25 protein-coding genes and 2 pseudogenes are annotated in these 25,377 nt (G+C 62.3%); 9 read left to right on the top strand and 18 right to left on the bottom strand.

What is annotated here, in order from left to right; translation table 11 throughout:
• Window positions 1-9: 9 nt before the first annotated feature.
• The 3 genes from QJT78_RS37930 to QJT78_RS37920 form a co-directional block, all read right to left on the bottom strand.
• Window positions 10-1,803, bottom strand: coding sequence for a DUF3732 domain-containing protein (locus tag QJT78_RS37930; protein WP_281460479.1), 1,794 nt, complete (start codon window positions 1,801-1,803; stop codon window positions 10-12).
• A gap of 493 nt (window positions 1,804-2,296) precedes the next feature.
• Window positions 2,297-3,466, bottom strand: a complete 1,170-nt coding sequence (locus QJT78_RS37925; RefSeq protein WP_038943967.1) for an ABC-three component system protein — start codon at window positions 3,464-3,466, stop codon at window positions 2,297-2,299.
• Window positions 3,467-3,817: 351 nt separating this feature from the next.
• On the bottom strand, window positions 3,818-4,837 hold the full coding sequence (locus QJT78_RS37920) for a hypothetical protein (RefSeq protein ID WP_038952385.1): 1,020 nt from the start codon (window positions 4,835-4,837) through the stop codon (window positions 3,818-3,820).
• A gap of 1,102 nt (window positions 4,838-5,939) precedes the next feature.
• On the opposite strand from QJT78_RS37920, the gene QJT78_RS37915 reads away from it, so the two are divergent.
• A complete protein-coding gene (locus QJT78_RS37915) occupies window positions 5,940-6,431 on the top strand; it encodes a septal ring lytic transglycosylase RlpA family protein (protein ID WP_028151414.1) in 492 nt (163 codons plus the stop codon).
• Between the two features lie 58 nt (window positions 6,432-6,489).
• Here QJT78_RS37915 and QJT78_RS37910 read toward each other — a convergent pair whose 3' ends face one another.
• From QJT78_RS37910 to QJT78_RS37900, 3 genes are all read right to left on the bottom strand, one after another.
• Window positions 6,490-6,978, bottom strand: coding sequence for a cyclic nucleotide-binding domain-containing protein (locus tag QJT78_RS37910; RefSeq protein WP_028151413.1), 489 nt, complete (start codon window positions 6,976-6,978; stop codon window positions 6,490-6,492).
• A gap of 211 nt (window positions 6,979-7,189) precedes the next feature.
• Window positions 7,190-7,828, bottom strand: coding sequence for a ferric reductase-like transmembrane domain-containing protein (locus tag QJT78_RS37905; protein WP_028151412.1), 639 nt, complete (start codon window positions 7,826-7,828; stop codon window positions 7,190-7,192).
• A gap of 11 nt (window positions 7,829-7,839) precedes the next feature.
• Window positions 7,840-8,328 carry a twin-arginine translocation pathway signal gene (locus tag QJT78_RS37900; protein ID WP_028151411.1) on the bottom strand — a complete coding sequence of 163 codons (489 nt, stop codon included), beginning with the start codon at window positions 8,326-8,328 and terminating at the stop codon, window positions 7,840-7,842.
• 369 nt (window positions 8,329-8,697) lie between these two features.
• On the opposite strand from QJT78_RS37900, the pseudogene sulP reads away from it, so the two are divergent.
• Window positions 8,698-10,451, top strand: a pseudogene (gene sulP / locus QJT78_RS37895) (sulfate permease).
• A gap of 13 nt (window positions 10,452-10,464) precedes the next feature.
• On the opposite strand, the gene QJT78_RS37890 reads toward sulP, so the two are convergent.
• Both QJT78_RS37890 and QJT78_RS37885 read right to left on the bottom strand, forming a co-directional pair.
• Complete coding sequence (locus QJT78_RS37890; protein ID WP_049807759.1) at window positions 10,465-10,914, bottom strand: DUF3085 domain-containing protein; 450 nt, start codon at window positions 10,912-10,914, stop codon at window positions 10,465-10,467.
• Window positions 10,911-11,147, bottom strand: a complete 237-nt coding sequence (locus tag QJT78_RS37885) for a hypothetical protein (RefSeq protein ID WP_028151409.1) — start codon at window positions 11,145-11,147, stop codon at window positions 10,911-10,913. The genes QJT78_RS37890 and QJT78_RS37885 overlap by 4 nt, the downstream gene beginning before the upstream one ends.
• A 170-nt stretch (window positions 11,148-11,317) precedes the next feature.
• Here QJT78_RS37885 and QJT78_RS37880 point away from each other — a divergent pair, with 170 nt between their 5' ends.
• The 3 genes from QJT78_RS37880 to QJT78_RS37870 all read left to right on the top strand — a co-directional run bounded on the left by QJT78_RS37880 (window position 11,318) and on the right by QJT78_RS37870 (window position 12,896).
• Window positions 11,318-11,485 carry a hypothetical protein gene (locus QJT78_RS37880; protein ID WP_157791174.1) on the top strand — a complete coding sequence of 56 codons (168 nt, stop codon included), beginning with the start codon at window positions 11,318-11,320 and terminating at the stop codon, window positions 11,483-11,485.
• Window positions 11,486-11,543: 58 nt separating this feature from the next.
• On the top strand, window positions 11,544-11,762 hold the full coding sequence (locus QJT78_RS37875) for a hypothetical protein (protein WP_028151408.1): 219 nt from the start codon (window positions 11,544-11,546) through the stop codon (window positions 11,760-11,762).
• A 126-nt stretch (window positions 11,763-11,888) separates the two neighbouring features.
• A complete protein-coding gene (locus QJT78_RS37870; protein WP_028151407.1) occupies window positions 11,889-12,896 on the top strand; it encodes an LLM class flavin-dependent oxidoreductase in 1,008 nt (335 codons plus the stop codon).
• A 12-nt stretch (window positions 12,897-12,908) separates the two neighbouring features.
• On the opposite strand, the gene QJT78_RS37865 is transcribed toward QJT78_RS37870, so the two are convergent.
• Genes QJT78_RS37865 through QJT78_RS37840 form a run of 6 tightly spaced genes read right to left on the bottom strand, consistent with a single transcriptional unit; the run spans window position 12,909 to window position 17,525 of the window.
• Window positions 12,909-13,784 (bottom strand): amidohydrolase family protein, encoded by an 876-nt coding sequence (locus QJT78_RS37865; RefSeq protein WP_038943970.1) that lies wholly within the window; start codon window positions 13,782-13,784, stop codon window positions 12,909-12,911.
• Window positions 13,785-13,797: 13 nt separating this feature from the next.
• Window positions 13,798-14,190 carry a RidA family protein gene (locus tag QJT78_RS37860; protein WP_028151405.1) on the bottom strand — a complete coding sequence of 131 codons (393 nt, stop codon included), beginning with the start codon at window positions 14,188-14,190 and terminating at the stop codon, window positions 13,798-13,800.
• A 25-nt stretch (window positions 14,191-14,215) separates the two neighbouring features.
• Complete coding sequence (gene hpaH / locus QJT78_RS37855) at window positions 14,216-15,019, bottom strand: 2-oxo-hept-4-ene-1,7-dioate hydratase (protein ID WP_028151404.1); 804 nt, start codon at window positions 15,017-15,019, stop codon at window positions 14,216-14,218.
• Between the two features lie 3 nt (window positions 15,020-15,022).
• Entirely contained in the window at window positions 15,023-15,883 is an 861-nt protein-coding gene (locus QJT78_RS37850) for a fumarylacetoacetate hydrolase family protein (RefSeq protein ID WP_028151403.1), read from the bottom strand.
• A 55-nt stretch (window positions 15,884-15,938) separates the two neighbouring features.
• Window positions 15,939-16,556, bottom strand: coding sequence for a flavin reductase family protein (locus tag QJT78_RS37845; protein WP_028151402.1), 618 nt, complete (start codon window positions 16,554-16,556; stop codon window positions 15,939-15,941).
• Window positions 16,557-16,559: 3 nt separating this feature from the next.
• Window positions 16,560-17,525, bottom strand: a complete 966-nt coding sequence (locus tag QJT78_RS37840) for a tripartite tricarboxylate transporter substrate binding protein (RefSeq protein ID WP_028151401.1) — start codon at window positions 17,523-17,525, stop codon at window positions 16,560-16,562.
• 129 nt (window positions 17,526-17,654) lie between these two features.
• Here QJT78_RS37840 and QJT78_RS37835 point away from each other — a divergent pair, with 129 nt between their 5' ends.
• The 3 genes from QJT78_RS37835 (at window position 17,655) to QJT78_RS37825 (ending at window position 20,774) form a co-directional block, all read left to right on the top strand.
• On the top strand, window positions 17,655-18,455 hold the full coding sequence (locus QJT78_RS37835) for an IclR family transcriptional regulator (protein ID WP_028151400.1): 801 nt from the start codon (window positions 17,655-17,657) through the stop codon (window positions 18,453-18,455).
• Between the two features lie 236 nt (window positions 18,456-18,691).
• Complete coding sequence (locus QJT78_RS37830; RefSeq protein WP_281460478.1) at window positions 18,692-19,987, top strand: O-acetylhomoserine aminocarboxypropyltransferase; 1,296 nt, start codon at window positions 18,692-18,694, stop codon at window positions 19,985-19,987.
• Between the two features lie 4 nt (window positions 19,988-19,991).
• Window positions 19,992-20,774, top strand: coding sequence for an alpha/beta hydrolase (locus QJT78_RS37825; protein WP_038943971.1), 783 nt, complete (start codon window positions 19,992-19,994; stop codon window positions 20,772-20,774).
• Window positions 20,775-20,923: 149 nt separating this feature from the next.
• Here the strand turns inward: QJT78_RS37825 and QJT78_RS37820 are convergent, their stop codons facing one another.
• Both QJT78_RS37820 and QJT78_RS37815 read right to left on the bottom strand, forming a co-directional pair.
• On the bottom strand, window positions 20,924-21,877 hold the full coding sequence (locus QJT78_RS37820; RefSeq protein WP_028151397.1) for an aliphatic sulfonate ABC transporter substrate-binding protein: 954 nt from the start codon (window positions 21,875-21,877) through the stop codon (window positions 20,924-20,926).
• Window positions 21,878-21,899: 22 nt separating this feature from the next.
• Entirely contained in the window at window positions 21,900-22,121 is a 222-nt protein-coding gene (locus QJT78_RS37815) for a hypothetical protein (RefSeq protein WP_028151396.1), read from the bottom strand.
• Window positions 22,122-22,512: 391 nt separating this feature from the next.
• Here QJT78_RS37815 and QJT78_RS37810 point away from each other — a divergent pair, with 391 nt between their 5' ends.
• Window positions 22,513-23,244: an SDR family NAD(P)-dependent oxidoreductase gene (locus tag QJT78_RS37810; RefSeq protein ID WP_028151395.1), complete on the top strand. Its 732-nt coding sequence runs from the start codon at window positions 22,513-22,515 to the stop codon at window positions 23,242-23,244.
• 296 nt (window positions 23,245-23,540) lie between these two features.
• Here QJT78_RS37810 and QJT78_RS37805 read toward each other — a convergent pair.
• A pseudogene (locus QJT78_RS37805) lies at window positions 23,541-23,990 on the bottom strand (MSMEG_1061 family FMN-dependent PPOX-type flavoprotein); the annotation flags it as partial.
• Window positions 23,991-24,075: 85 nt separating this feature from the next.
• On the bottom strand, window positions 24,076-25,377 hold a 1,302-nt coding region (locus tag QJT78_RS37800; RefSeq protein WP_281460477.1), incomplete at its 5' end, for a hypothetical protein.

Below are 25,377 nucleotides of genomic sequence, written 5' to 3'. Positions count from 1 at the left end.
TTCGAACGCTCAGGTCAACCAAGCCGTTCCGATGACACTGCTGGGGCCCGGCGTCACGCGACGCCGCGGCCAGCCGCGCGCGTAGCCTGTGCGGTAAAATACGCGCTTACGGTCAAACACAAGGAAGCCCGGGACCGCGTGATTGATGTCGCGCAGAAAGAACTCCTGAAGAGCAATTACGAGGGCAACGTGATAGGCAAGCCAGTTCGCGCCGCTACCGATCTCCCATAAATAATCGTCGCGGCTCCCCCGAATGACCTTCACGGTCAATTCGGGTATGACAAGCTTAATTGGTGCGTCTGCCCATTCAGCGTCCATTTTCGGGATTAGCCGGCTCGTCGTATGTTGCAGTTGATCGATTGCGTTGTCGAGGATCCGTCGAATATCGGCTTCTGCAATCGTCTTTTGAAGAGCACTGATCTGGGCTCGCAGATCGGAAATTTCCGCTCTCAAACCTGACGACTGATCGAAGCTATCATAGGACTTAAGAGCCTGCTCCACCCGGCCGAGAAATCGCTCGACCCGATCAAATTGGAACGTGATCGACGCGGCCTCTTCCGAGATGCGCTCAAGTTCTGAAATCTCCCGGCGCACCGCGTTCAGTCTATCGAGCGTGACTTCTGTCGCGGCCCGCTGACGAATCATTTCCTTGCTCAAGGTATCCGACAAACTCGGATAGGACTGCAGCTGAACTTCAAGCCCCTCAAGGGCACCGCAAAGGGCTAAAATAGGCTCTCGATCTGCACCCGCTAACTTAGCGAGAGGATCATCTAAGTCGGCCTCTAGGTCCCGGAGCCAGCGAGAAACTTCTAAGCGATCTCGCTGTATTCTAATCGCGCCACCGTAAGCGTCGCTACTCTCAAGCAATCGTCGAAGCTCGTTCAGCCTCTGCCGATGTACGGACAACTCCCGAGCCGCCTCCTCCTCTTGGGTCCTCAACGCCTCAAGTCTTCCCAGCGCGACATCCAATCCTTCAAGGCTGGGAGTTGCACGCGAGGTACCCGAAGGCAAAGAACGCAGCAGATCAATGATGTCGGCCCATGCGCCCGGCAAGGTCTGATCGGGAGGCAGCAGTCCCAACTCGATAGCCTGCCGCAGCCAGCCCCGCGCCTCAGTCCGCCATGCCGCGTTGGCCGCCTCTAAGCCGCGCAGCTCAGTCTCCTTGCGTCGCAAATTCCTTTGTAGGCGATCTAGCTCCCAACGCGCCTCGAGGATCGCTGGGGTGACGGCCCCCAGCACGTATGGAAAGATCGTCTTCAATTTCTCCCTATGCTCGGTTGTATCAGCCTTAAAAAAAAGGACGTTGGGGTTTGCGATAATGTTTTGAGGCTGAAAAGTGAAAGCCATCATGTCGCGGAAACTCGGACGGGCATTGAACCCGCCCTCCGCACCCGGCTCAAAATCCAGACCGGTCAAGCCGCCAAGCCGGTTGAGTGTGCCTTTAACTGCATCAACGGTCGTATTTCGCTCTTCGATTTGATGGGGGATTTCGACTTCCATGCCATCAAGCACGAACATATCGCCCGTCCTTTGGAGCTCCCCCGGTTCGCGTCGAGCTAAGAGCTTTTGCCCTTCCAGCGTCTCAACGAGAATGCCAAACCACGAGCAGTTCTCGCGGATCACACCAACCGGAATGGCGCATTTATCCGCACCTAGGCAATAGTCGATGATGGGAATTACCGCCGACTTGCCTGTCTTCGACGAACCGCTGATCACATTCACGACGCCCTTCTCAAACTTGACGATGCGGGGCTCGTCGGGCGTCCTCGGCCAAAGAATAAGTTTGAGGATTTGAAAATACATCAGAACTGAACTCGGAGGGTCGATGCAATTTGATGAACTGACATTCTAGAAAACCAGAAGCCCATCTTCTGCGCAGCGGGTGGCATGCCTCTAATTCTCTCTGGAAGCGCTGGTGCCTTCTTGTCAGGATGGTTTGAGCGAAAATAGCCCCCATCATAGTCGATAGTGACTAGTCCTCGGTTGGCCGCAATAGCGATCGATTGGAGGGAAAGCCGGCGAAGAGCCAAGGCGCGACTATGGACCGCAAGCAAGTTTTCATGCTGCTCGCCCAGCTTTGCAGCAAATAGCGCTAACCCCGATGACTTCCGTGTTGAGGCTACCAATCCAAGGTTGGTTTATGTAGCAGCAGAGGAAGGACTAAGAATGCGAGTAGAAAGCTACTCCGCTGACTGTCGTCCGCTTGGAAGCCCAGACCAAACTGCCAAATCAAATAGCTACCCAACGATGGGTTCTGAACTATTTGTAGCTCACTCAGCTTTTCGGACTCCACAAGCTATTCTCCGTTGTCGCCTAGCAATTCTTTGTAGTCAGGATGCCAACCCAAACGGAAATCCTCTGCAAGCGAATTGAAGCTGCCATGAACGAAGTGGCCCGGCACCTCTCGGCCATCCAGCGACGCCTGGAGCACCCCGCAACGATTGTAGGTCAGACGCCCCTTCGCCTCTGGGCTGACGTTTGCGTGGGTGTCCGCGATTTCACCGCGAATGAACTCATGCCGCCGCACGAGATCTTCGTCCCAGTCGTCCAATGCCCCTTCAAAAATATCTCCTGCCTCGGCCCACAATGCCTTGTCGGCTGATGTACGAAGAAAGTCGCTAGCCGCCCGTACAAACTGTTCCTCTTGCGCGTTGATCAGCTCCAATTGACGAATGAACGTAGGACGTGTCGAGATGACCTCGCCAACGTGCGAGGGCTCGGGTGGACTAGAGAGGGACCTCAAATAGCCCGGCAAGTTGTTGGACTGCATAAAGGCGTGCAGGTTTCTCTTGAACTCGTCACCTGAAATGACCGCAGGTCGCCCCTGTCTTATGAGCCGGTCGGCTCTATCTTTCGCGTTTCCTAGAAGGTAGCGGCAGACACGCTCCATCAGCTTCTCAGGAACAGCCAAGGCAAGCACCGAGTGCAGCGCTATGAGTGGATCGTTATCGCTGCTGTCGATCTCGAGGCGGCTGACGAGGGCAAAGCGCTCTTCGTCTGAGGCATCTAAAAATTCTTGCAAGTCGGCCTGACAGCTCGGAGGCTTTCTTCTCTTGGAGAGCTTCGCTTCTATTTGCGCCGTTAGGCCATGAACCTCTTCCATGGTGGCCGCAACACTAAGTGCGGCAGCTATCTCACCCTCGTGGGCGGGGGTGACATAGATGCGGAAAGTCGTCGAGGCAGGATCGATGGCGCCTGTCTGAATGTCCCCGAGCCAATGGGCGATTGTTTTCCAGAGATCGTCCGCCCAGTCTGAAATTGGATTTTGCTTGAGTGCGCTCTTGTCCTGCTCAAGCAATTGGGAGCCATCCAAAAAGTGAACGGCAACATCCTCGGTGTGCTCCAGCGAAACCTGTGCACCGGGCGGACAATGAAGCAAATGGTAACACAGCCGCAGCGGCTGCAGTGCGTAGCCCAAGTATTGACCGGGGGCGCTGTATTTTGACGCCTTAAGTGGGATGTTCATTGCGGGACGATCCAGCAGGCCGTTCAGATATTTAGTCTGAAAGTTCCCGCCGACACACGCAATAATTGGTCTTATGCACTGATCTCACGCAAAGGGATCATCGCGCGTGGAAACGACGATGGCCTCTCTAGAGCGGGGTGACAACTGCACCCGCTGCTGATACACAACACACATCGGCGAAGCCGAAAAGCTAAGCTATTTCAGCAAGAAGGGCGCTTCTCGCGACAGTTGAATCCTGTCTGGCAGCACCAGTTTCCTCAGAAAATCGCTTTCTTCTGTTGCCCGGTTGCCTCCTGCGAGGGGCCGGACGTGTCGTCCGCCCCCTCCGATTCTCGCAGTGATCGAGCTCAGCTAGAAGCCGAAGCCGATGCCGCCGGCTGCGAGATGGTGCGATGTGCCGCCGAAGCTGGCCGTCCACGGGCTGGTCGCAGCATGAGCGGGATTCACGGTGGAGCCGAAAACCTGATTCACATCGCCGACGTACAGATAGCGGTACTCGCCGAACAGGTAAGCGCCGCTGTTGCCGAGGGCGAAGCGCGCACCGGCCTTGGCCTGTGCCGCAAAGGTCCAGGCTGAGGAGTCCGGACGCGCGTTGAAGTGGTTGATGCCACGCTCGGCCGGGTCGGTCTGTGTGGACGTGGCGCCGTTGATGGAGACGTTCGCGGCCCCGATCCCGCCACCGATATAGGGCGTGATGCCTTGATAGGGCGTGTTGAAGCCGACAACCATGTTCGCCAGCAGCACCGTGGTGCGCGTCGGGAAAGTCGTGTCGAAGGAGTGCTCTGCAAATCGGTCTGTGGGGGTCACCAACGTCGCACGCGGCTGGTTACCTGCCAGATAGAAACCTTCGATCTCCAAAGCGGGCCGCAGATACGTACCATACGACCATTCATAACCGAGATGCGCGCCACCGAACCCGACGCCGCCGCTGCTGGTCCGCCCTGTGGCGTCGACAGCCAAGGGGCCCCCGACGGCCTCAACGAAAAAGACGGTGCCGAGCTGGCTGACGTCAGTGCCGCCGCGACTGCCGCCGCCACCGAACACACCGACATAGGCACCGCCGGTGCGCGCCGGCACGACTGCGGGTCCCTTGTTGTACATCGCATAAGCCTGCGCGGGTGGTGCTACCGCAACCGTCTCCCTCGCGGCGTCGCGTCCGGCTGGCTTGGCTGCCGGTGCAGTCGCCTCTCGCGGAGTGACCGTGCGCCGCTCCTGTTTGGCCTGCTTCAATTCGGCGCGCAGCTCGGAAATGGTCTGCTGCTGCGCTTTCAGCATGCGAAACAGTTCGGCGTTGGAGGGAACGTCCTCGGCATGGGCGGCGCTTGCCGTCATCAATCCCGCGGCCACGATGAAACATTTACGCGCTGTCATTTGATACCCCGCCCCTCGGTTGCAAATCATCGCTGACACTATGGAACCTGGTCAGGCCATCGCAAAGATATCGCGTCCGCGGATGCGACCGTTCGAGGCACCTAAGCCGGCGATTCCGAACGCATGTGGATTTTGAGCGACACGCACCCCGCGTCTCGATCAATCCCATCGGGCAACACGATTCTCAATTCACGCATGAAGCGGCATTCTCGCGGCATGAAACGCCCGAGTTTTGCTCGCCTCTTTCGCCCTCTTCCGTGAAGAGGGCGCAGGGAAGGCCGGGTGCCGGCTGGCACCCATGGTCCGCTGCGCCAGGAATTTGCACACGCAAATGCGCAGGCGGGAAACAGGTGGGCCGGAAAAACACCTGGCCTTCCCTGCGCGATGGTCTGACGGCTTATGCGCGCTCTCCCCGGAGCCGAGTTCCTTCTGGCCTCCGTCACCTCGCGAATTGGCGATGCCTCGAAACCCGGTAGAGCCCCGATCCATCTCCGCAAGGCTTGACCGTAGCAACGACGGTCAGGACCACGCGTTTTCGCCGTACGCAGCGATCCAGCTCCGCCCAAGGGCTTCGCTGGACACAGGCGCCATCCGTCCCGCACGCAGTCAAGGCCCTCACGAGGTTCATCTCGCCCTGGTCCCGCCTTCGCGTGCCCGGCACTGCCGCGTCCACCGCACCCCGGCCCACGTTCGTGACGACGTACGATCGCCCCGCTTCTCGGGCCGGGATGGCGGAGAGAATGCCGCAATTCCGAATTTCGGTAAAGCGGAATATTTTTACTGAAGAGGATTGACGAGTTTGTGCGAGCGGCGGGTGTTTTGCCCGACGCTTCAATTAGCGCGAGCATGTCGACTTTTGGCGACATCGCATTTGTCACTCACCGCAGGTTCCATCAGGTCATGCTGCTGACGCATTCTCTGTCTTAGTCGGTGACAACCTAAAACACTGCGTGCGGACCGCTCTGGTTCGCACATCGGTTCCGTAGCCAGGGGTTGGCTCGAATCCGCAAAGCATTGGTGCAAGTTCGTGAACGCTTCCGCGTTCGCTTGACCATGCTTGCGGTGTCGGAACCGGACGATCGAAAAAATCACAGGAGTTATAATGCTGTTCCGCTCGAGCGCCGCAATTTGCGGCGCCCTGGTTGCGCTTGCCGTTTCTGTTCCCGTTGATCGAAGTGAAGCGTGTGAAGTTCACTCAAGCGCCGTCGTCGATGCCGCCTCCGGGGAGGCGATCGTTGGCGCCGCATCCATGTACAATCCGTTCAAACCCGGCAAGGAGGAGGGTGGTCCGAACACAGCCTCCGGCGAGCGCTATGATCCCTCTGTCTGGGCGGCGGCCATCAAGACGAATTTGCGCGGGAAATTTGGTGGAGTCCAATTTGGCGCGAAGCCGAAATATGCCCTGGTCGAGGCCGTCGGCAAGAAGGTCATCGTCAAGATAAATGACGTGGGGCCATTAAGGCCCGGCCGCATCATCGACCTCAACGAGCGGACGATGCGCCATTTCGATCCAAGCCTGGAGCTCGGAGTCATTGTTGGCGTAAGGGTTAGCCCACTTCCCGGGGACGATTGGATCCCGGGACCGGTGGGCTGAACGTCCCGCGCGAAGTGGCGTAGCCCGGATGGCGCGCAAGCGTAATCCGGGGCCACATTCATCGCGCAGGGGTTTCGTCTTCCCCCGCTTGGTGTCCGGTGAGGCGATCGTCGGCACGGCGCAGCCGCCGGCATAGCTCGCGATTGACGTTCTGCAGGACGATCACATAGGCGTGGATGTCGGCCTTGTAGCAGGCGTAGAGCTTTTGCGCCGTCAGCTCGTACAACACCGTCGGGCTCTCCGCGACCACCGTGGCGGAGCGATTTTGCATTTCAATCAGCGTCATTTCACCGAAGAAATCGCCAGCCTCCAGAACGGAAATCGGGATGACGTTCCCCAAGTTCGCCCGCTTGCTCACCGCCAGCCGGCCGGACTTGACGATGAACAGCGAGCGTCCCGGCTCGCCTTCCGCCACGACGGTCGCGCCGGCATCAAAGCGGCACTCGACCAGCATCGAAATCAGCAGGTCGAGGCTTGGGTCCGGAAGACCGCCGAAGAACGGCGTCGCGAACAGGAACGCTTTCAGCTCGGGGGCACTGACAACCATCGCGCTAGGATACGCCCCGTCGCTATCTGCGACAAGCGGAGCAGACGTCGGTGGTGACGACGCCGAACGTGTTTGAACAAGGCGGCCAGCACAAGTTTCGTAGGACGGGTGGAGCGCTTGCGAAACCCATCATGCTTCCGCGCAGACAAAGTGCGAAGGGTTTCGCTTCGCTCTACCCTTCCTACGCGCGGCCATCCTACGCGCGGCCATGTCACTGCGGCGCAGTGCTCTCGCCGCGCAACGTCCTTCGCTTTCGCCATACCTGCAGGTCGATCATGGCTTTCACGGTTGCCGCGAGGACGAGCGCGCAGAGCGCCGCCTTCGAGATCGTCTCCATCGTCCCTTCGATCAGCAGGCAATGGACAACGCTGCCTGCGACGATGACGATCGCCAGCGGCATGTGAATGAAGCGCCAGGTTCGCGGTCGCAGTCCCAATCGCCGGCGCAGGGCGGCCAAGAGCGCGACCGCGAAGATGGCCCACATAGCGGTTACGCCGAAGGGAGAGAACGGCGTCGGCGATGAGAAGGTCAGCGCGTCGATCATGTCGGGCGGACTGGTGATCCAGAGGCCAGCGACATGGATCACGATCGCTGCGACCAGCGCGCCGCCAATCCAGTGATGTGCACGCCGTCCGCGATAGGCCGGAAATCCCGGCAGATATCCGCCGATCAGCAGGGGCTGAACGAGCACGAGGCCGAGGGCAACAATCCCCGCAAACCCGGCCAGGATGTAGAGCGGACCGCGCCATGCGAGCTGCTCGCTTCCCGCTGCCGCGGCGATCGGAACGCCAATGGCGAAAGCAAGGGCGACCCAGATCAGGATCACCCGGGCCAGTCTCCACCCCTTCATTCGCAACCCGGTCAGGCCGGCTGCAGGACGAAGTGCGCTTCCAGGCTCGTCTCCTTCGCGCTCCGCATCACCGGCCGCAGAAAGACGGTCTTGAACTCACCGCTGTCATAGGCGAGGTGACCATGCGGCTGGCCGAAGATCGGAATGATCTGCGGCATCTCGAGCCGGAACTTGCCGTCCTTGTCGGTGAGCGTGGCGCCATGACTCTGCGGCTCGTGCTCCTGCCCTTCGGTCGTGTGCGCCCAGATCTGGATACGCTGCCCGGCAAGTGGAGCCCCGTCGCCTGCGCGGCGTACGGTGCCGCTCATCCAGAAGCCACCCTTGCCGATCCGGTCGACGATCGCCGCGCCCTTGCGATAGTTGTTCGCGCCACCCGACATCGACTCGGTCGGTGCGAGGCCTTCCGCGCGGGCAGGCAACAGAAGCCCGGAGACCCCGGCCGCCAGGACCGAGCCGCCGGCGGCGAGGAGATAGCGTCGGTTGAGTACGACCATGGTCATGTCAGTTCCTCCTCGCGACCCCAGTAGTTGTTTCACCAAGGGTACAACAACAGGCGCAAAACGCCCAGTTGAGACAAAGGGCGCCATAGGTCGCAATAACAGGGTTGTGAACGGGGGGCGGGCCGCTCGAACAGCCGCGAACGAACGCCATTCTCGCGGCATGAAACGCCCGAGTTCGGTTTTGGTCCTTCCCCTCTTCCGTGAAGAGGGCGCAGGGAAGACTTGATGCCGGCTGGCACCCATGGCCCGCTGTGCTGCTTCGGCCATAGCGCCGGGCCACTGTTCAGCCTGCTGCGGGCGTAATAGCCTGATCGGTCCAACACATCATGCGGGGCAAACTTGCTCAATGCGGGCTGGGAGAGACCATCAATGAAGCGCTGGTTGCCCGGACTCGACACTCTCCGTCAATATGAAGCAGCATGGCTTCCGCACGATATCTTCGCCGGCATCGTCCTGGCGACAATGCTGGTCCCGGTCGGCATTGCTTATGCGGCTGCATCGGGCCTGCCGGGAATCTACGGTTTGTACGCAACGATCGTGCCGCTGCTGGCCTACGCGCTGTTCGGCCCAAGCCGCATACTCGTCCTTGGCCCGGACTCGGCGCTGGCGGCAATACTCCTTGGAGTCATCGCTCCCTTGGCTCAGGGCGATCCGCTGCGGGCCGTAACACTCGCGGGCATGATGGCGATTGTCTCAGGGACGGTCTGTATCCTGGCAGGTGTCGCGCGCCTTGGCTTTATCACCGAGCTTCTCTCGAAGCCGATACGCTACGGGTATATGAATGGAATTGCCCTGACCGTATTGATCAGCCAGCTGCCCAAGCTCTTCGGCTTTTCCATCGAGAGCGAGGGGCCACTGCGAAGCCTGTGGGCGATTGTCAGCGCGATCCTTGGGGGACAGATGAATTGGGTCGCGTTCGCGATTGGCCTCGCCACGTTGATCGTGATCCTGCTTCTCAGGAACAACAGGTGGGTACCGGGCCTTCTGATCGCGGTCGTTGGAGCTACGCTCGTCGTCGGGGTGCTTGATCTCGGGACGCAATACGGCGTCAAGGTGCTGGGCCCCCTTCCCCAGGGCCTGCCGGGTTTCGTTGTCCCATGGATCACCTCCAGCGACCTCGTCCCGGTGCTGATCGGCGGTTGTGCAGTAGCGATGGTTTCGTTTGCCGATACGAGCGTACTTTCACGTGCCTACGCTGCGCGATTGGGGTCTCGGGTCGATCCCAACCAAGAGATGATCGGGCTCGGTGCCGCCAATCTGGCGACGGGATTTTTCCAGGGCTTCCCGATCAGCAGCAGTAGTTCACGGACACCCGTTGCGGAAGCCGCCGGTGCCCGCACTCAACTCACCAGCGTCGTAGGCGCGCTTGCCATCGCGTTGCTCCTCCTGGTCGCGCCGAGCCTGCTCCAACATTTACCCACCGCCGCATTGGCCGCCGTCGTCATCGCATCGGCGATTGGCTTGATTGAAGTTGCCGACCTCAAACGAATCTATCGCATTCAACGGTGGGAATTCTGGCTGGCGATCGTCTGCTTTGTCGGTGTAGCAGTGCTCGGAGTCATTCCAGGAATTGGTCTTGCGATCGCAATCGCTATCATCGAGTTCCTGTGGACGGTTGGCGCCCCCACTCCGCCGTATTGGGGCGCGCCTACGGCGTCAAAGGCTATCACGACATCACACGATATCCGGATGCGCGCCGGGTCCCCGGGCTGGTCCTGTTTCGCTGGGATGCGCCTCTGTTTTTTGCCAACGCCGAATTCTTCAGGGAACGCGTCCTGGATGCGGTCGCAACATCGCCAACACCCGTGCGTTGGCTAGTTGTTGCCGCGGAGCCGGTCACGAGCGTAGACGTCACCGCCTGCGACGTGGTTGCCGAACTGGACCGATCGTTGCACGCGCAAGGCATAGAGTTTTGTTTTGCCGAACTCAAAGATCCCGTGAAGGACAAGCTGAAAAGATTTGGCCTCTTCGCGCAGCTTGGAGAGCATTACTTCTTCCCGACGATCGGCGTAGCCGTCGCCCGTTATCTCGAAACCAACAACGTGGAATGGGAGGACTGGGAGGACGACGATGTGCAGGGCTTGGAGAGAGTAGCGGGCCAAGATACCGCGTCTGGTCCTTAGCCGGGATTCAGACTCAAACCCGACAACTGCGTCCTGACGTGGTGTCATTTTTGTCCCGGATGCGCAGCGATTGCAGTCGTATGCTCGCCGTTCCTTTTTCGACGACAGCCACCGTCATCGTGTCGGGCTCGAAGGTCACCTCGAGGTCGGCGCCGGCATCGACGGCAGTGCCGATCATCACCAGATCGACGAATTCCCTCCCATCGTTATCGCCGAAGATGGCGCGCTTGACACCCAACCAACTTTGGACCGGCACCCTGAGCGGGTCGCATTCGTTTGCGTAGGCCAGCGTCACGCTGCCCCGAGGCCTGGCGCCGTTATGCACGAGATAGATGCCTTGGCCACCGACAAGCCAGAAACCGGGTGAATCTCGACCGTTCATGGCTCGCACCGAAACCGGCCATTGCCGGACGGCCTCGTTCCAGAGCGCCTTCAGCCTTGCATGAGGGAAGGTCAGCTTCACTGGAGTTGGTTCCGCCGAGCTGCGCGGTTATACGTGATCGCGTCGGCAATCTGGTCGCGTGGCACAACGCACACGATCTGGGCATCATTCGGCAGGGCGAACGTCAGCCAATAGGTTTCGGCGTCGTACGCGGCGATCACCACGACGGCTTCGACGTAGGCAGCCTTGCTGTTGTCGGCGACGGAAAACCCAGCGTCCGTCAGCGCGGTGCGTTCCTGTTCGTCAAACTTCACGGCGTCATCTCGTGTCTGGAGGACGCCCCCGCGACTCGCGGTTTACCCACACCGCTTACGGAAACCTCGTTAAATCGCATCAAGGTTGTGAAGGATTGGCAATGTCCGGCGACGACGGGAGCCCGACGACTCAAGCGTCACGGCTGCGCGAACGAGATCCAAGCCATTGAATGATCTTTCTTGTCAGCGCCGCATCCTTCAATATTCGGCAGGCATCCACTGGTGGCGCCGCAGCGCCCTCCCGCGACTGCGTCCAGATGTCGCGCTCCTCGTCCATGGTCAGGACGATCGGCATCGGCTTCGGCTGGATCGGTTGTTACCGCGATTTAACTGGCTGATCTCTCCGGATCGGGCGAGGGCTGCACGCGAGCACACCGTCCGCGAGAACGACCAACAATGCCGGAAATTGAAATCACCGACGAGTGCCGCGCTCTGATTGCGGCCGAGTTCCCGTCCGACGATACCGGACAACGCCTGGCAAGCGGCAAATGGCAGATACAGATCGATGAGGTGACGTGGCAAATGCTGCATAAGGCACGGCGGCCCGGCGAGTCAGTATCGGACTGCATCATTCGCGTTATCATCATTATCCAGCACAAGCGCGGCTTGCTGTAGCTGCCGCCAACGGGAAAGGTGCCGGCCACATCTCGACCGACTGAAAAGCGCGCGCTAACATTTCCATAATGAGCCACTACATGTGAGGCCGCAGCGCACATCGCGCTCCCACCCGGTACGCCAAGCATGATCCCATTCTCCGTACTCGACCTCGCTCCCATCCGAAGGGATGGCGATGCGGCGCAGGCATTTCGCAATTCGCTCGATCTCGCCCAGCATGCCGAGCGCTGGGGCTTTAAGCGGTTCTGGCTCGCCGAGCATCACAACATGACGGGCATCGCGAGCGCGGCGACGTCGGTGGTGATCGGGCATGTCGCGGGCGGGACCAGGACGATCCGGGTCGGGTCCGGCGGGATCATGCTGCCGAACCATGCGCCGCTGGTCATCGCCGAGCAGTTCGGCACGCTGGAGTCGCTCTATCCCGGGCGGATCGATCTCGGGCTCGGCCGCGCGCCGGGCACCGATCAGTTCACCGCGCGGGCATTGCGGCGCGACCTCGCCACGAGCTCCGAAAACTTTCCACACGACGTGCTGGAGTTGCAGGCGCTGCTCGGTGATGTCCAGCCGAACCAGGCGATCCGCGCCGTGCCCGGCTTTGGGACGAAGGTGCCGCTCTGGATCCTGGGATCGAGCACCTTTGGCGCGCAGCTTGCCGCGATGCTCGGGCTGCCATTCGCGTTCGCCTCGCACTTCGCGCCTCAAATGATGATGCCGGCGCTGCGCGAATATCGGGCGCGCTTCGAGCCGTCGGCGCAGCTCGACAAACCCTATGCGATGGTCGGAGTCAACGTGTTCGCCGCCGAGAGCGACGCGGAGGCGCAGCGGATGTTCTCCTCGCTCCAGCAGCAGTTCATCAATCTGCGCCGCGGCACGCCCGGCCCGCTGCCGCCGCCGGTCGACGACATGGGCGCGCTGTGGTCGCCGGCCGAGAAGGCTATGGTTGGCCAGTCGCTGTCCTGCTCCGCCGTCGGCTCGCCTGAAGCGGTCGAGGAGAAGCTGAAGGCGCTGATCGCCGAGACCGGCGCGGACGAGCTGATGACGACGGGCCAGATCTACGACCACGCCGCGCGTCTGCGCTCGTTCGAGATCGCAGCCGAGGTGCGCGACCGGCTGGCGGCACGGCCGGCGGTGTGAATCAATTCCGCCCTAGTCCGGAAAGCCGAACAGCTTTGCCGGATTGTGTACCAGGACCTTCTCCAGCTCGGTCTGGTCGGGCGCGTAGCGGTACATCAGCTCGAGCAGGTCGGCGTCGTTGGGCGGCTGCTTGACGGAGACGGGATGCGGCCAGTCGCTGGCCCAGACGCAGCGGTCGATTGCGGCCTCGATATAGGCGCGCGCGATCGGGATCACGTCGTCGTAGGGCGGGCCGGCCTGCGAGGTCTTCTCGCCGAGCGACAGCATGACCCAGAAATTGCCCTTCTTGAGCAGCTCAAGCATCTTGCGCAGGTTCGGATCATCCGTGCCATTCGAGGGCACGGGCCGCGCCATGTGGTCGATCAGCACCGGAACGTCGAGATTCTCGTACTTGGCGACGCTGGAGACGATGCCGTCCTTCTCGGGCTGGATCTTCACGTACCAGCCGAGCTCGCGGATGCGCGCGATGGCGCGGGCGAAATCGGCGTCCGACAGCACGGCGCCGAGCTCCTGGCGGAAACTGAAGCGCGCGCCGCGCACGCCGGCGTCATGCAGCTTGGCGAGATAAGCGTCGTTCGCCTCCGCGAACACCAGCGCATTGGCGCAGCCGCGATAATTCGGGCCCATCGCAGCGAGGCCGTCGAGCACGACGGAATGATCCGCACCATAGGTCGTGGTCTGCACGATGATGCCGCGCTCGATGCCGAGCGTCTTGTGCACGCGCAGCGCTGCTTCCCAGGTCGCGCTCGGCATCCGATAGGCCGCGCCGGGGCGCTCCGGATATTTGTCGATGGGTCCGAGCACGTGAAACTGGCTGTCGACAGTCTTGGGCGGCGGCGCCTTGATCGGGCGACGGGGATTCGGATCGAACGGCAGATAAGTCGGCATGCGCAAAGCTCCCTCAGTCGATCACGGCGGTGAAGTCGCACTGCACCAGCGCGCCGCCGTCCATGTTGTCCATCGGCAGCGCGTGGCGCGCCGGGCGCGAATGCTCGTCCGGAAACATTTTTAGCCACTCGACATTGACCGGGCCGCGCTGCGTACGGTCCTTCAGCCACACCGTCATCTTGATGATGTCGTCAGTGGTGCCGCCGGCGGCCTCCACGGTCGCCTTCATATGCGCGAACATGTTGGCGCATTGCGCGTCCAGGCTCTCGGGCATCACGCCGGCCGCATCACGGCCGAGGATGACACCGGACATCACGAGATTGCCGATGCGGCAGGCGTTCGGAATCGGATTGGCGTGCTTGAAGCCGCCGATGTGGATGCTCTTGCGCCGCGTTTGACCCGTCATGGTGCGCTCCCTCTTATGTGTTGATTCAGACGAACTGGCACGACACCGAGCCGAACGCGCCATAGTCGGCGTGAAAGGTGTCGCCGCGGCGGATGTCGACGGGACGGGTGAACGATCCCGCCAGCACCACCTCGCCGGCGGCGAGATGTTCGTCATGCGGCGCGAGGCGGTTGGCGAGCCAGGCGATGCCATTGGCGGGGTGGTTGAGCACGCCGGCCGCAAGCCCGGTCTCCTCGACCTCGCCGTTGCGGAACAGCAGCGCGCCGATCCAGCGCAAATCCGCATCCATAGGACGGAACGGCCGGCCGCCCAGCACCAGCGCTGCGTTGGCCGCGTTGTCCGAGATCGTGTCCATGACTTTACGCGTCTTGCCGGTCTCGGGATCGACGCGATGCATGCGCGTCTCCAGAATTTCGAGCGCAGGCGTGACGTAGTCGGTGGCGCTGAGCACGTCGAAGATGGTGCAGTCGGGCCCGCGGAGCGGCGCCTTCAGCACGAAGGCGAGCTCGACCTCGATCCGCGGCGCGTGGAAGCGGTCGAACGGGATCGGCGTGGCGTCGGCATAGAACATGTCGGCGAACAGCACGCCGTAATCGGGCTCGGAGATGCCGACCGCGTTCTGCATCGCCTTCGAGGTCAGCCCGATCTTGTGGCCCTTGATCACGCGGCCGCGGCCGAGCTGAAGTTTCGTCCAGGCTCGCTGGATGGCGTAGGCGTCCTCGATGGCGAAGTCGGGATATTCCTTCGAGAACATCGGGATCAGCGCCTTGGTGCGCTCGGCTTCGTCCAGGCGCGCAGCGAGGCGTTCGATCGTGGCGGCATCAAGCATTGCTTACTGCTCCGCGGCGACGGTGTTGCGCAGCACGCCGATACGACTCGACTCGACCTCGACGACGTCGCCCACCCTAAGCCAGCGCGGTGGATCGAAACGCGCGCCCGCGCCCGTCGGCGTGCCTGTTACGATCATGTCCCCGGGCTTCAGGGTGGCGAAGGTGGAGAGATAGGAGATCAGGAAATCGAACGGGAACATCAGCCGCTCGGTCGTGTCCTGCTGCCGCACCTCGCCGTTGACGCGCGTGATGATGTCATGAGGCCCGCGCGGATCGAGCTCGTCAGACGTGACGATCCACGGCCCGATGCTGCCGGAGCGGTCGAAATTCTTGCCCTGGGTGACGTTGAACTTGCCGTGGCGCAGCCAGTCGCGGATCGTGCCCTCGTTGCACAGGGTCATGCCGAAGATGTGCGCGAAGGCCTGTTCGCGCGGGATATGGCGGCCGCCCTGCCCGATCACGATGACGAGCTCGCCTTCATAGTCGAGCTGGTCGGAGACTTTGGGCTTCTCCAGCGGCTGGCCGGAGCCGGTCATCGACGACATGCTGCGCACGAACAGGCTGGGATATTTGGGCAGGTCTGAGCTGTCTTTATACTCGGCGTTGCGTTCTGCGTAGTTGACGCCAATGCACCAGAGCTTTTCCGGCGCCAGCACCGGCGGAAGCAGGACGAGGCTTTCCAGCGCGTGGTCGGGTTTTTGTCCAGCCACCGCCTCCTGCGCGTCCGCGAGCGCGTTGGCCGCGATCAGCGCCTTCACGTCGGAGAAGTCGCGTCCGATGCGTCTGGTCAGATCGACGACGCCGCCATCCACCGCCGCGCCGTAGCGCGGCGCTCCGTCCAAGAGATAGCTTACGAGTCGCATTGTCGTGTTCTCCAATGGTCTTCAGGCACAAGGGCCGGCGCGATGGGCCGCGCGCTCAGTCTTTGGATTTGGGCGTCTGGAAGACGGTATTCAGCGTCACGATCTCGCCGAGACTGGCGTAGCGCGGGCCGCCGATGCGCGCGATCGGGTCGAGCGCCGCGGTCTCGACCTTGCCGTCGTTCACGAGGCCGTCGCGGATGTGGAACATCACGACCTCGCCGACGATGAGCCGGCTGCGGGCCTCGCCGAATTCGAGGCACTGCCGGAAGCGGCACTCCATCGCGACCGGTGCCACCGCAAGCCGCGGCACCTTGATCCGCTCGCAGGGCAGCGTCTCCAGCCCGAGATGCTCGACCTCGCTGATTTCAGGCGGATGCTCGACCGAGCTGTCGTGCACCGCGGACATCAGCGGGGTATCGGCGATGTGGATCACATATTCCTCGGTATCGAGGATGTTGTGCGCGGTGTCCTTGTAGTCGGCGCCCTTGCGGCCGACGCTGATGGCGAGCATCGGCGGCTTCTGCGAGACGAAGGTGAAGGCGCTGAACGGGGCAAGGTTGAGCACGCCGGAGCGCGACAGGCTCGTGACCCACGCGATCGGGCGCGGCACCACGATGCCGGTCATCAGTCGGTAGATGCGCTCCGCGCCGAGCTCGGTGGGGTCGATCCGCATCAATCAGTCAGCCTTGATGTTGGCCTTGCGCACGACCGGAATCCACTTGGCGTCCTCGCGCTCGAGATAGGCCTTGAACTCGGCCGGCGTCATCGGGGTGGATTCGCCGCCAAGCTTTTCGAACTTGTCGATCACACCGGGATCTTTCAGGATCGCAACCAGCGTCTCGTGAAGTTTGTCGACGATCGGCGCCGGCGTGCCGGCAGGCGCGAACAGGCCCGTAAAAGTCTGGCCGTCGAAGTCCTTGTAGCCGAGCTCGGCGAAGGTCGGCACGTCAGGAAGCGACTTCAGGCGATGCGGGCTGGTGACGGCGAGCGCGCGGAACAGGCCGGCCTTGATGTGCTGGAGGCTGACCGTGAGCTGGTCGAATGCGAACTGCACCTGGCCGCCCAGCAGATCGTTGATCGCGGGCGCGTTGCCGCGGTAATGCGCGGTGACCCATTGCAGGTCGAGGCTCGACTGCATCAGCTCGCTGAGCAGATGGTTGGTGGTGCCGGGGCCGGGCGAGGCCATCGTCAGCTTGCCGGGCTCGCGCTTGGCGAGCTCGATGAATTCCTTGAAATTCGTGGCCTGCACGGACGGGTGCACTTCGAGCACCAGCGGCGTCATCGAGATCGTCGAGATCGGAAGAAAATCCTTCTTCCAGCTATAAGCCTCGCGCTTGTTGATCTCGGTCGCGAACAGCACCGGGCCGTTGGCGCCGACGAACAGCGTGTAGCCGTCGGGCGCCGATTTCGCGAAGGCTTCGCCCGCGATCATGCCGCCGGCGCCGGCCTTGTTCTCGATGATGAAGGGCTGGCCGAGCTTTTCCTGGAGCTTGTCGGCGACGATGCGCGCGGCGCTGTCGACATTGCCGCCGGCCGGATAGGGCACGATCAGCTTGACGCTGCGCGCCGGCCATTGCTGGCCCGATGCGGGTCCCGCCAGCATCGCGGCTGCGGCAGCTATGGCAATCCAGATTAATCTCATGTTAACCTCCCGGCGGCGCTTCCAATTCCATATCGAGTGCCGTGACGTCGCGCATGACGCTCGATCGCGGCGCAATCTCCAGATGAGCGCTTTACCTGTCGAGTGAATTGTGGCGTTCTTGTCCATATTATGGACAAGACAAACTCCGCAAGATCCGCCCGCGGAACGGCAGAGCCGCGACAGGGCGCGCAGGCGATCCGGCGCGCGCTCGCTGTGCTGCGTATTCTTGCCGCAGGGCGCGAAGACGGGGTGCCGCTGGCCGAGGTCGTGCGCGCGACCGGTCTCACCCGCCCGACCGTGCATCGCATCGTCCACGTGCTGATCGAGGAAGGCATCGTCGAACGGTACGAGCGAACCGGCCGCTACGCGATCGGCAACCAGGTGCCGGAGCTCGCGCTTGCACGCCCGCGGCCGTCGCGGCTGCTGGTCGCGGCAAATCCGTCGCTGCGGCGTGCCTCCACCGAGATCGGCGACACGCTGTTCCTGACGGTGCGGACCGGCAACGACACGCTGTGCGTCGATCGCAGGATCGGAATCTATCCGATCCAGGTGCTGTCGATCGAGGTCGGTGCGCGCCGGCCGCTCGGCGTCTCTAGCGCAGGCGTCGCCATCCTCGCCGCGATGCCGGCGCAGGACGCGCGAAAAATCGTCGCGGCCAACGAGAAGCGATTCGGGGCCTACCGGACCAACGTCGCGACGGTGCTCGGCCAGGTCACCGCTGCGAGACGGCTGGGGTACGGCATGAGGGAGATTGGCCTCGTGCAGGGCACGAAATCGATCTCCACCTGGATCAAGACCCCGGACGGACAGCCTGCCGCGGCAATCACCGTCTCCGCCGTTCGGACGAGGCTCGGCCCGCGCCGCGAGCATGAGGTGGCGGAGATTTTGCTGCGGGAGGCGCGGATCATCGAGCAGGCGATCGGCGGCTAGCTCCGCCTGCCCCGGCGTGCGGTAAGTCAATCGCATACGAGCTGGCGCGCACTAAGGCCATCACAGCGTCATGGCCGGGCTTGTCCCGGCCATCCACGCCCTTCGCGGCAGGAAGAACGTGGATGCCCGGGACAAGCCCGGGCATGACGACCTCTTGTGAATAGTCAATGGGCTGACGTGCCGCACCATTTTGTGGCACAAGAGCCGCCTCCGCCGACCGACCAACGAGGCCACGCATGCCTGCGCCGAAACCGCCTGCCTTCGAGACCCTGAGCCTGCATGCGGGCCAGCATCCGGATCCCGCGACCGGCGCCCGCGCGGTGCCGATCTACCAGACCACGTCCTACGTGTTCCAGGATTCCGACCACGCCGCCGCGCTGTTCAATCTGGAGCGCGCCGGCCACATCTATACGCGCATCTCCAATCCGACCACCGGTGTGCTGGAGGAGCGGCTCGCGGCGCTCGAAGGCGGCGTCGGCGCGATCTGCACCGCGAGCGGCATGGCCGCGCTGCATCTGGCCATCGCAACGCTGCTCAATGCCGGCGATCACATCGTGGCGTCGAGCTCGCTCTATGGCGGCACCATCAATCTGCTGGCGCACACGCTGCCGCGCTTCGGCATCACCACGACCTTCGTCAAGCCGCGCGACCTCGACGCGTTCCGCGCGGCGATCAAGCCGAACACGAAACTGGTGATCGGCGAGACCATCGGCAATCCCGGGCTCGAGGTGCTCGATATCCCGAAGGTCGCGGGAATCGCGCATGAGGCAAAGATTCCGCTGCTGATCGACAACACCTTTGCCACACCCTATCTCAGCCGCCCGATCGAGCTTGGCGCCGACATCGTCATGCATTCGGCGACCAAATGGATCGGCGGCCACGGCATCGCGATCGGCGGCGCCATCGTCGACGGCGGCCGGTTCGACTGGCGCGGCTCCGGGAAATTCGGCGTGCTGACCGAGCCCTATGGCGGTTATCACGGCATCGTCTTCGACGAACAGTTCGGCACGGCCGCCTTCATCATGCGCGCACGCACCGAGGGCCTGCGCGATTTCGGCGCCTGCCTGTCTCCGACCAACGCGTTCCAGCTCTTGCAGGGCGTCGAGACGCTCGGCGTGCGCATGGACCGCCACATCCAGAACACACATCTGGTTCTGGAGGCGCTGAAGTCGAACAAGGCCGTCGACTGGGTCCTGCATCCTTCGCTGGAGGACCACACGGACTACCAGCTTGCAAAGCAATTGCTGCCGCGCGGCGCCGGCTCGATCGTCTCCTCCGGTATCAAGGGCGGGCGACCCGCCGGCCGAAAATTCATCGAATCGCTGCGCATGATCAGCCATCTCGCCAATGTCGGCGACGCCAAGACACTGGTGATCCACCCGGCCTCGACCACGCATCAGCAGATGGATACCGAACAGCTCAAGGCGGCCGGCATCGGCGAGGAGCTGGTACGGCTGTCGGTCGGCATCGAGACGGCGAGCGACATCATCGACGATCTTGCGCAGGCGCTGCGCATCTCGCAAAAGGTCTGAGACCATGAAGCTCACTGTCAACGGCGCCGAGATGTTTGTCGCAAACGGCGGCCCCGAGTTCGACAAATCCCTGCCCGCCGTCGTCTTCATCCACGGCGCCGGCTTCGATCACTCGACCTGGGCGCTGCATACGCGCTGGTTCGCCCATCACGGTTTTGGCGTTCTGGCGCCCGACCTGCCCGGCCACGGCCGCTCGGCCGGACCTTCGCTGGGAAGCATCGCCGAGATGGCGGACTGGACCGCGGCATTGCTCGCCGCGGCCGGCGTTGCGAAGGCGCACCTGGTCGGCCATTCCATGGGATCGCTGATCTCGCTGGAGACGGCCGCGCGTCATCCCGACAAGGTCTCCGCGCTCAGCCTGATCGGCACCGCCGCGACCATGTCAGTCGGCCCGGATCTGCTGAAGGCGGCCGAGGCCAACTCGCAGGACGCCAACGACATGGTGTCGATCTGGGGCCTCGGCTTCAACGCCGAGCTCGGCGGCAGCCTCGCGCCGGGCCTGTGGATGCATGGCGGCGCGCAGGCAGTGCTGAAGTCTTGCGAGCCCGGCGTGCTGTTCAGGGATTTGTCGGCCTGCAATGCTTACGCGAATGCACTCACCGCTGCGGCGAGCGTGAAAGTGCCTGCTACCCTCATCCTCGGCGAACGCGACATGATGACGCCGGCGAAGGCGGGCAAGGCGCTCGCCGCGGCAATCCCGCATGCGAAGACCGTCGTGGTGCCGGGCGCGGGCCACATGATCATGGCCGAGCGCCCGGATGAATTGCTGGCGGCATTGAGGGGTTGAGCCGCATCCGACTTGAAAGTTTGGACGCAGATAGCCGCTACGGGCGTCATGGCCGGGCTTGTCCCGGCCATCAACGTCTAGCTATTCGGGACCAAGAACGTGGATGCCCGGGACAAGCCCGGGCATGACAACGTCTTCCTAGCCTCATCTTACGAACCCGGCGTCCACTTCCAGACGATGTCGGAGACATTGACCGGCTTCGGGATCAGGCCGAGCTTTGCAAAACGGTCGGCCACGGCCTGCTGGGTCCTGATCACCTCGGCGTCGAGCGGCACCACGCTGTAGACGGAGCGGTTGACGAAGCGCCTGACAGCTTCGATGTCGACGCCGGTCGCCTCGGCGTGCGCCTTTGCGACCTCCTCGTGATGCTGCTCCGCCCACTTGCCTTCGGAGGCGAAGGTCGTGTTGAGCTTTGCGACCAGCGACGGATATTTCTCGACGAAATCGGTGTTGGCGATGTAGTAGGCGTTCGGCTTGTGCACGTCCTTGTCGAAGACGAGAACGCGCGCGTTCTCCTTCAATTCGGCGAGCGCGAGATAGGGATCCCAGATCGACCAGGCGTCGACCGCCCCCTTCACGAAGGCCGCCGTCGCATCGGCCGGCGCGAGCGGCGCGGGCGTGATGTCGGACCAGGACAAGCCGGCCTTTTCGAGCGAGGCAACCAGGAGATTGTGCGCGCTCGATCCCTTGCCGAAGGCGACGCGCTTGCCTTTGAGATCGGCCAGCGTCTTGATGGCTGAATCCTTCGGCACGATGATCGCCTGGTTGTCGCCCTCGGACTTCACCGCCGCGACATATTTGATTTTTGCGCCGCCGGCTTGCGCGAAGATCGGCGGCGTGTCGCCGACGAAGCCGAAATCGACGCTACCGACGTTGATCGCCTCCAGCAGCGGCGGACCGAACTGGAAGTCGATCCATTTGATCTCGATGCCGAGCGGCTTGAACGTGTTTTCGAGCGTCTGACGCTGGCGCACCGCGGGGAAGAAGCCGCCCTTCTGGGTGCCGATGCGGATTTCCGCCGGCTTGTCCTCGGCGCGTGCTGGTGCGGCCAGGGCGGTTGCAAGGAGAAGCGCTGCGGTCAGGATATGTCGTCGTGCAATCATGTTGCGGTCCTTTGCGTCAGGTTCAGTTGGCGAAGAGTGATGAATTGGCGCGGCGGCTCCGCTCCGAAAACACAGCACGCGCGGCGCGTTCGGCCTCCCGCGCCGAGCGGAACTGGCGGCCTTCGAGGCTGTCGAACAGGCGTTCGGAGGAGAAGAAGCGGAAGCCGCGCTCATCTTTTGTGATGATGCCGGCGGCACGGTCGTGGATTTCGATGATGTAGGCGTTGGACTGGATTTGGGACATGACTGCTCGTTCGCCGGAATCTCGGCGTTCCTGTCGTGGGATTTGTGCTGTGGGAGGTTGCTAGGAGGCGATCAGCAACAACAACAGGCGCCGGTTGCCGCCGAGAAACAGCGCCGCGTCATGCACGCGTGCATGTCGTCAAGGTTACGCTGGTGATCGGTTCTCATATCGCGGCATCAAGCTCGAGGAGCAGTTTCGATGCTGCGAATATCGAGCGATTAGCGCGTTCGGTCAATGAAATGGCTATCCATATTTGGCACGAGCGCGCTGGCGCGCTTCTCCCGGCGCAAGCACCAACAGACGGATTCATCTCGCGATGAGTTCAACAGGCGCGGGCGGCAGGCATGGTACGCTCGCGCAACGTCAAAACGACAATTTGGGAGATCCGGACATGGCGGACGATCTGAAGGGGCGCACCGCGCTCGTCACCGGCGGCTCGCGCGGAATTGGCGCAGCCGTCTGTCGCGCGCTGGCCGCATCAGGCGCGGCGGTGGCGATCAACTGCCGGGAGCGGATCGGGCAGGCCGAGCAGTTGGCAGGCGAGATCGGCAAGCAAGGCGGTCGCGCGATTGTCGTTGCCGCCGATGTCTCGCAGCGCGACGCCGTGGCAACAATGGTCGAGCGCGTCACCGCCGGGCTCGGGCCGATCGACATCCTCGTCAACAACGCCGGCATCGCCATCACGCGCGGCGTCGACGACCTCACCGAGGACGATTTCGACCGCACCATCCTCGTCAACCTGAAATCGGTCTTCCTGTGCACGCAGGCGGTGCTGCCAGAGATGCGCGCGCGGAAATGGGGCCGCATCGTCAACATCTCCTCGGGTGCGGCGCGCGGTGCCGGCTCGATCGGTCCGCACTACAACGCATCCAAGGCCGGCATGGAGGGCCTTACGCGCGGGTATGCAGCGCGGCTCGTGAAGGAAGGCATCACCGTGAACGCGGTAGCGCCGTCGCTGATCGAGACAGACATGATGAGCGGCCAGCCCCAGCTCGTCAGCCGCATCCCGCTCGGCCGCTTCGGCACGGCCGATGAGGTGGCGAAAGCCGTGATGCTGCTGGTCGACAATGCCTACATGACCGGGCAGACCATCGCGCTGAGCGGCGGGATGGCGTTTAATTGAGAGCGGAGCCGCGATCTCCTCTTCCCTTCTCCCCTTGTGGGAGAAGGTGGCGCGAAGCGCCGGATGAGGGGTATCTATCGGCGTACTCAATGAGAGCTGAGCTCGGCGAGCGCCGTAGGGTGGGCAAAGCGGAGCGTGCCCACCATTTCTATCGCGGTGTTGGATAGATGGTGGGCACGGCGGAAGTGCGCCTTTGCCCACCTACGGCTCCTTTTCGTGAGGAGAGATACCCCTCACCCGTCTCGCCGCTTCGCGGCGAGCCACCCTCTCCCACAAGGGGAGAGGGTGGGAAAACATCACCACATCGTCGCGGCAGCCCGCTCCGGCCAGATACGGTCGTACTCCGCACCCCCCACCTTGTTCTCGCTCATCTCGGCGAGGATCTGGCCGGGCGTCGGCAGCGTCTTCGGATCGATACGCTTGTCAGGATTCCAGAGGTCGGAGCGGACGATGGCGCGGGCGCACTGGAAATAGATTTCGTCCACATTCATCACCGTGACGCTGCGCGGCGCCTTGCCCTCGACCTTGAACGAAGCGAGCAGTTCGGGATCGACGGAGAGATAAGCGCGGCCGTTGGCCCGCACCGCGTTGCCGGAACCGGGGATCAGGAACATCAGCGACACCCTGGGATCGCGCACGATGTTGCGCAAGGAGTCGACCCGGTTGTTGCCGCGGCGATCCGGGAGCATCAGTGTCTTCGGATCATGGATGCGGACGAAGCCGGGGAGATCGCCGCGCGGCGAGCAGGATCGGCCTAATTACCCAAGCAAGATCAGTGTCTTGCCGGGGTGCTGCCCAAGTTTTTGAGCGTCGAATTTGGGCAAGGGGTCTTCAGCTCTGGCGTTTAGCGATCAGCTCGGCGGTGTTGTCAGACGATAGCCATTCGATCAGCAGCCCCCTCATTCGCTCTGACGGAACGAACACGGTGATCGGTTCTGGCTCTTCCTTGCGGATGCCTGATCTCCAAACCCATTGGATCATTTCGGACAGGGCGTGAAGGTCTTCGTAGACGGGGACACCACGCTGCTCGAAGAAGCCCTTGATGGTCGGCTGATGGAATACGTTCGCAAGGTAGGCCATCGATCTCTTATCGATGTAGTCGTTCGTTGCCTTGGCATTGATCGGGATGAAACCTCGACCGTAGCCGCCGCCCTTCAGCGCCTGCTTGGCCTTCTTGAACGTTGTCCATCCGTTGAGTGCGGACGGCGTCTTGGCAACTCGCTTGAAAAACATCTCCGTCGAGGACTTGAGGTTCTTCATCACAGCTTCCGGGGCCCGGTCGAACCAGGACGAGGACAACGGGTTAGACCTATCGCTGGTCGCTCCGATGTCATTCATCTTGCCGTCGTAGATTGTCACAAGTGACCGGAGCTTTGATTTGATCGCTGCTTCGTTGGTGTTGCCCCACTCGACCAGCTTCCCGCCCTGAATGGACTTCATCTCGAAGGATAGCCCTTCGGACTGGAAGTAGGAGAGCATTGGAGAACCGTGAAACATGTAGGTCAGAGTGAACACGTCCTTGAAGCATCGGAGGAAGTCGGCTGGAAACTCCCAGATCAGAACGGTAGGCAGGCTGGTCTTGGCGTCTCGTCCGTAGACAACCAGATTGCCGTTGTCGCAGAGGTTCTTGATGTCGTTGTATCGGCCGTTGTAGCCGGGGTGTTTGTCGTGGTTCCAGCGAAGGCGGTCCCCTTCGTCAGCGATGACGTACTCACCATCGAACAGCGCCTTGCGGTCCGAGCTGGTCAACGTCTTGAGCAGATCAACGCAGGTGATCACTTCATCGATTATCAGCGTGTAGTTCTGCTCTCTCAGCCGCTCGTAGATGCGCTTGTTGAGCATCGAGAATAGGGCGTGCGTCGTGCAGATGTTATGTCCACCCTCGATCAGCTTCTCTAAGTGGAAGAGTTTGCGACCGTGGATCGGCTGCGGGTCTCTGAACATGAGGTCAGGACATGCGTCGCGGATGCGGTCAACTTCGGTCAGGAAGGGCGCGACGTAGAGAACGCGCCGGTCGCCGGGAAGAGAGCTGGCCCCGCAAATTCGGACAGTAGCTTGAGTGGATTTTCTGCCTGACAGCGGCGAGGATTCTTGCTGCGAATCAGGAGCGAAGATGACGAAGAAGAGCCGCCG

This window comes from Bradyrhizobium sp. Mp27 (assembly GCF_029953005.1).
In the GTDB taxonomy this organism is placed as follows: domain Bacteria; phylum Pseudomonadota; class Alphaproteobacteria; order Rhizobiales; family Xanthobacteraceae; genus Bradyrhizobium; species Bradyrhizobium barranii.
The sequence above is the reverse complement of the archived record's forward strand: the minus strand, read 5'-3'. Positions and strand labels throughout refer to the sequence as shown.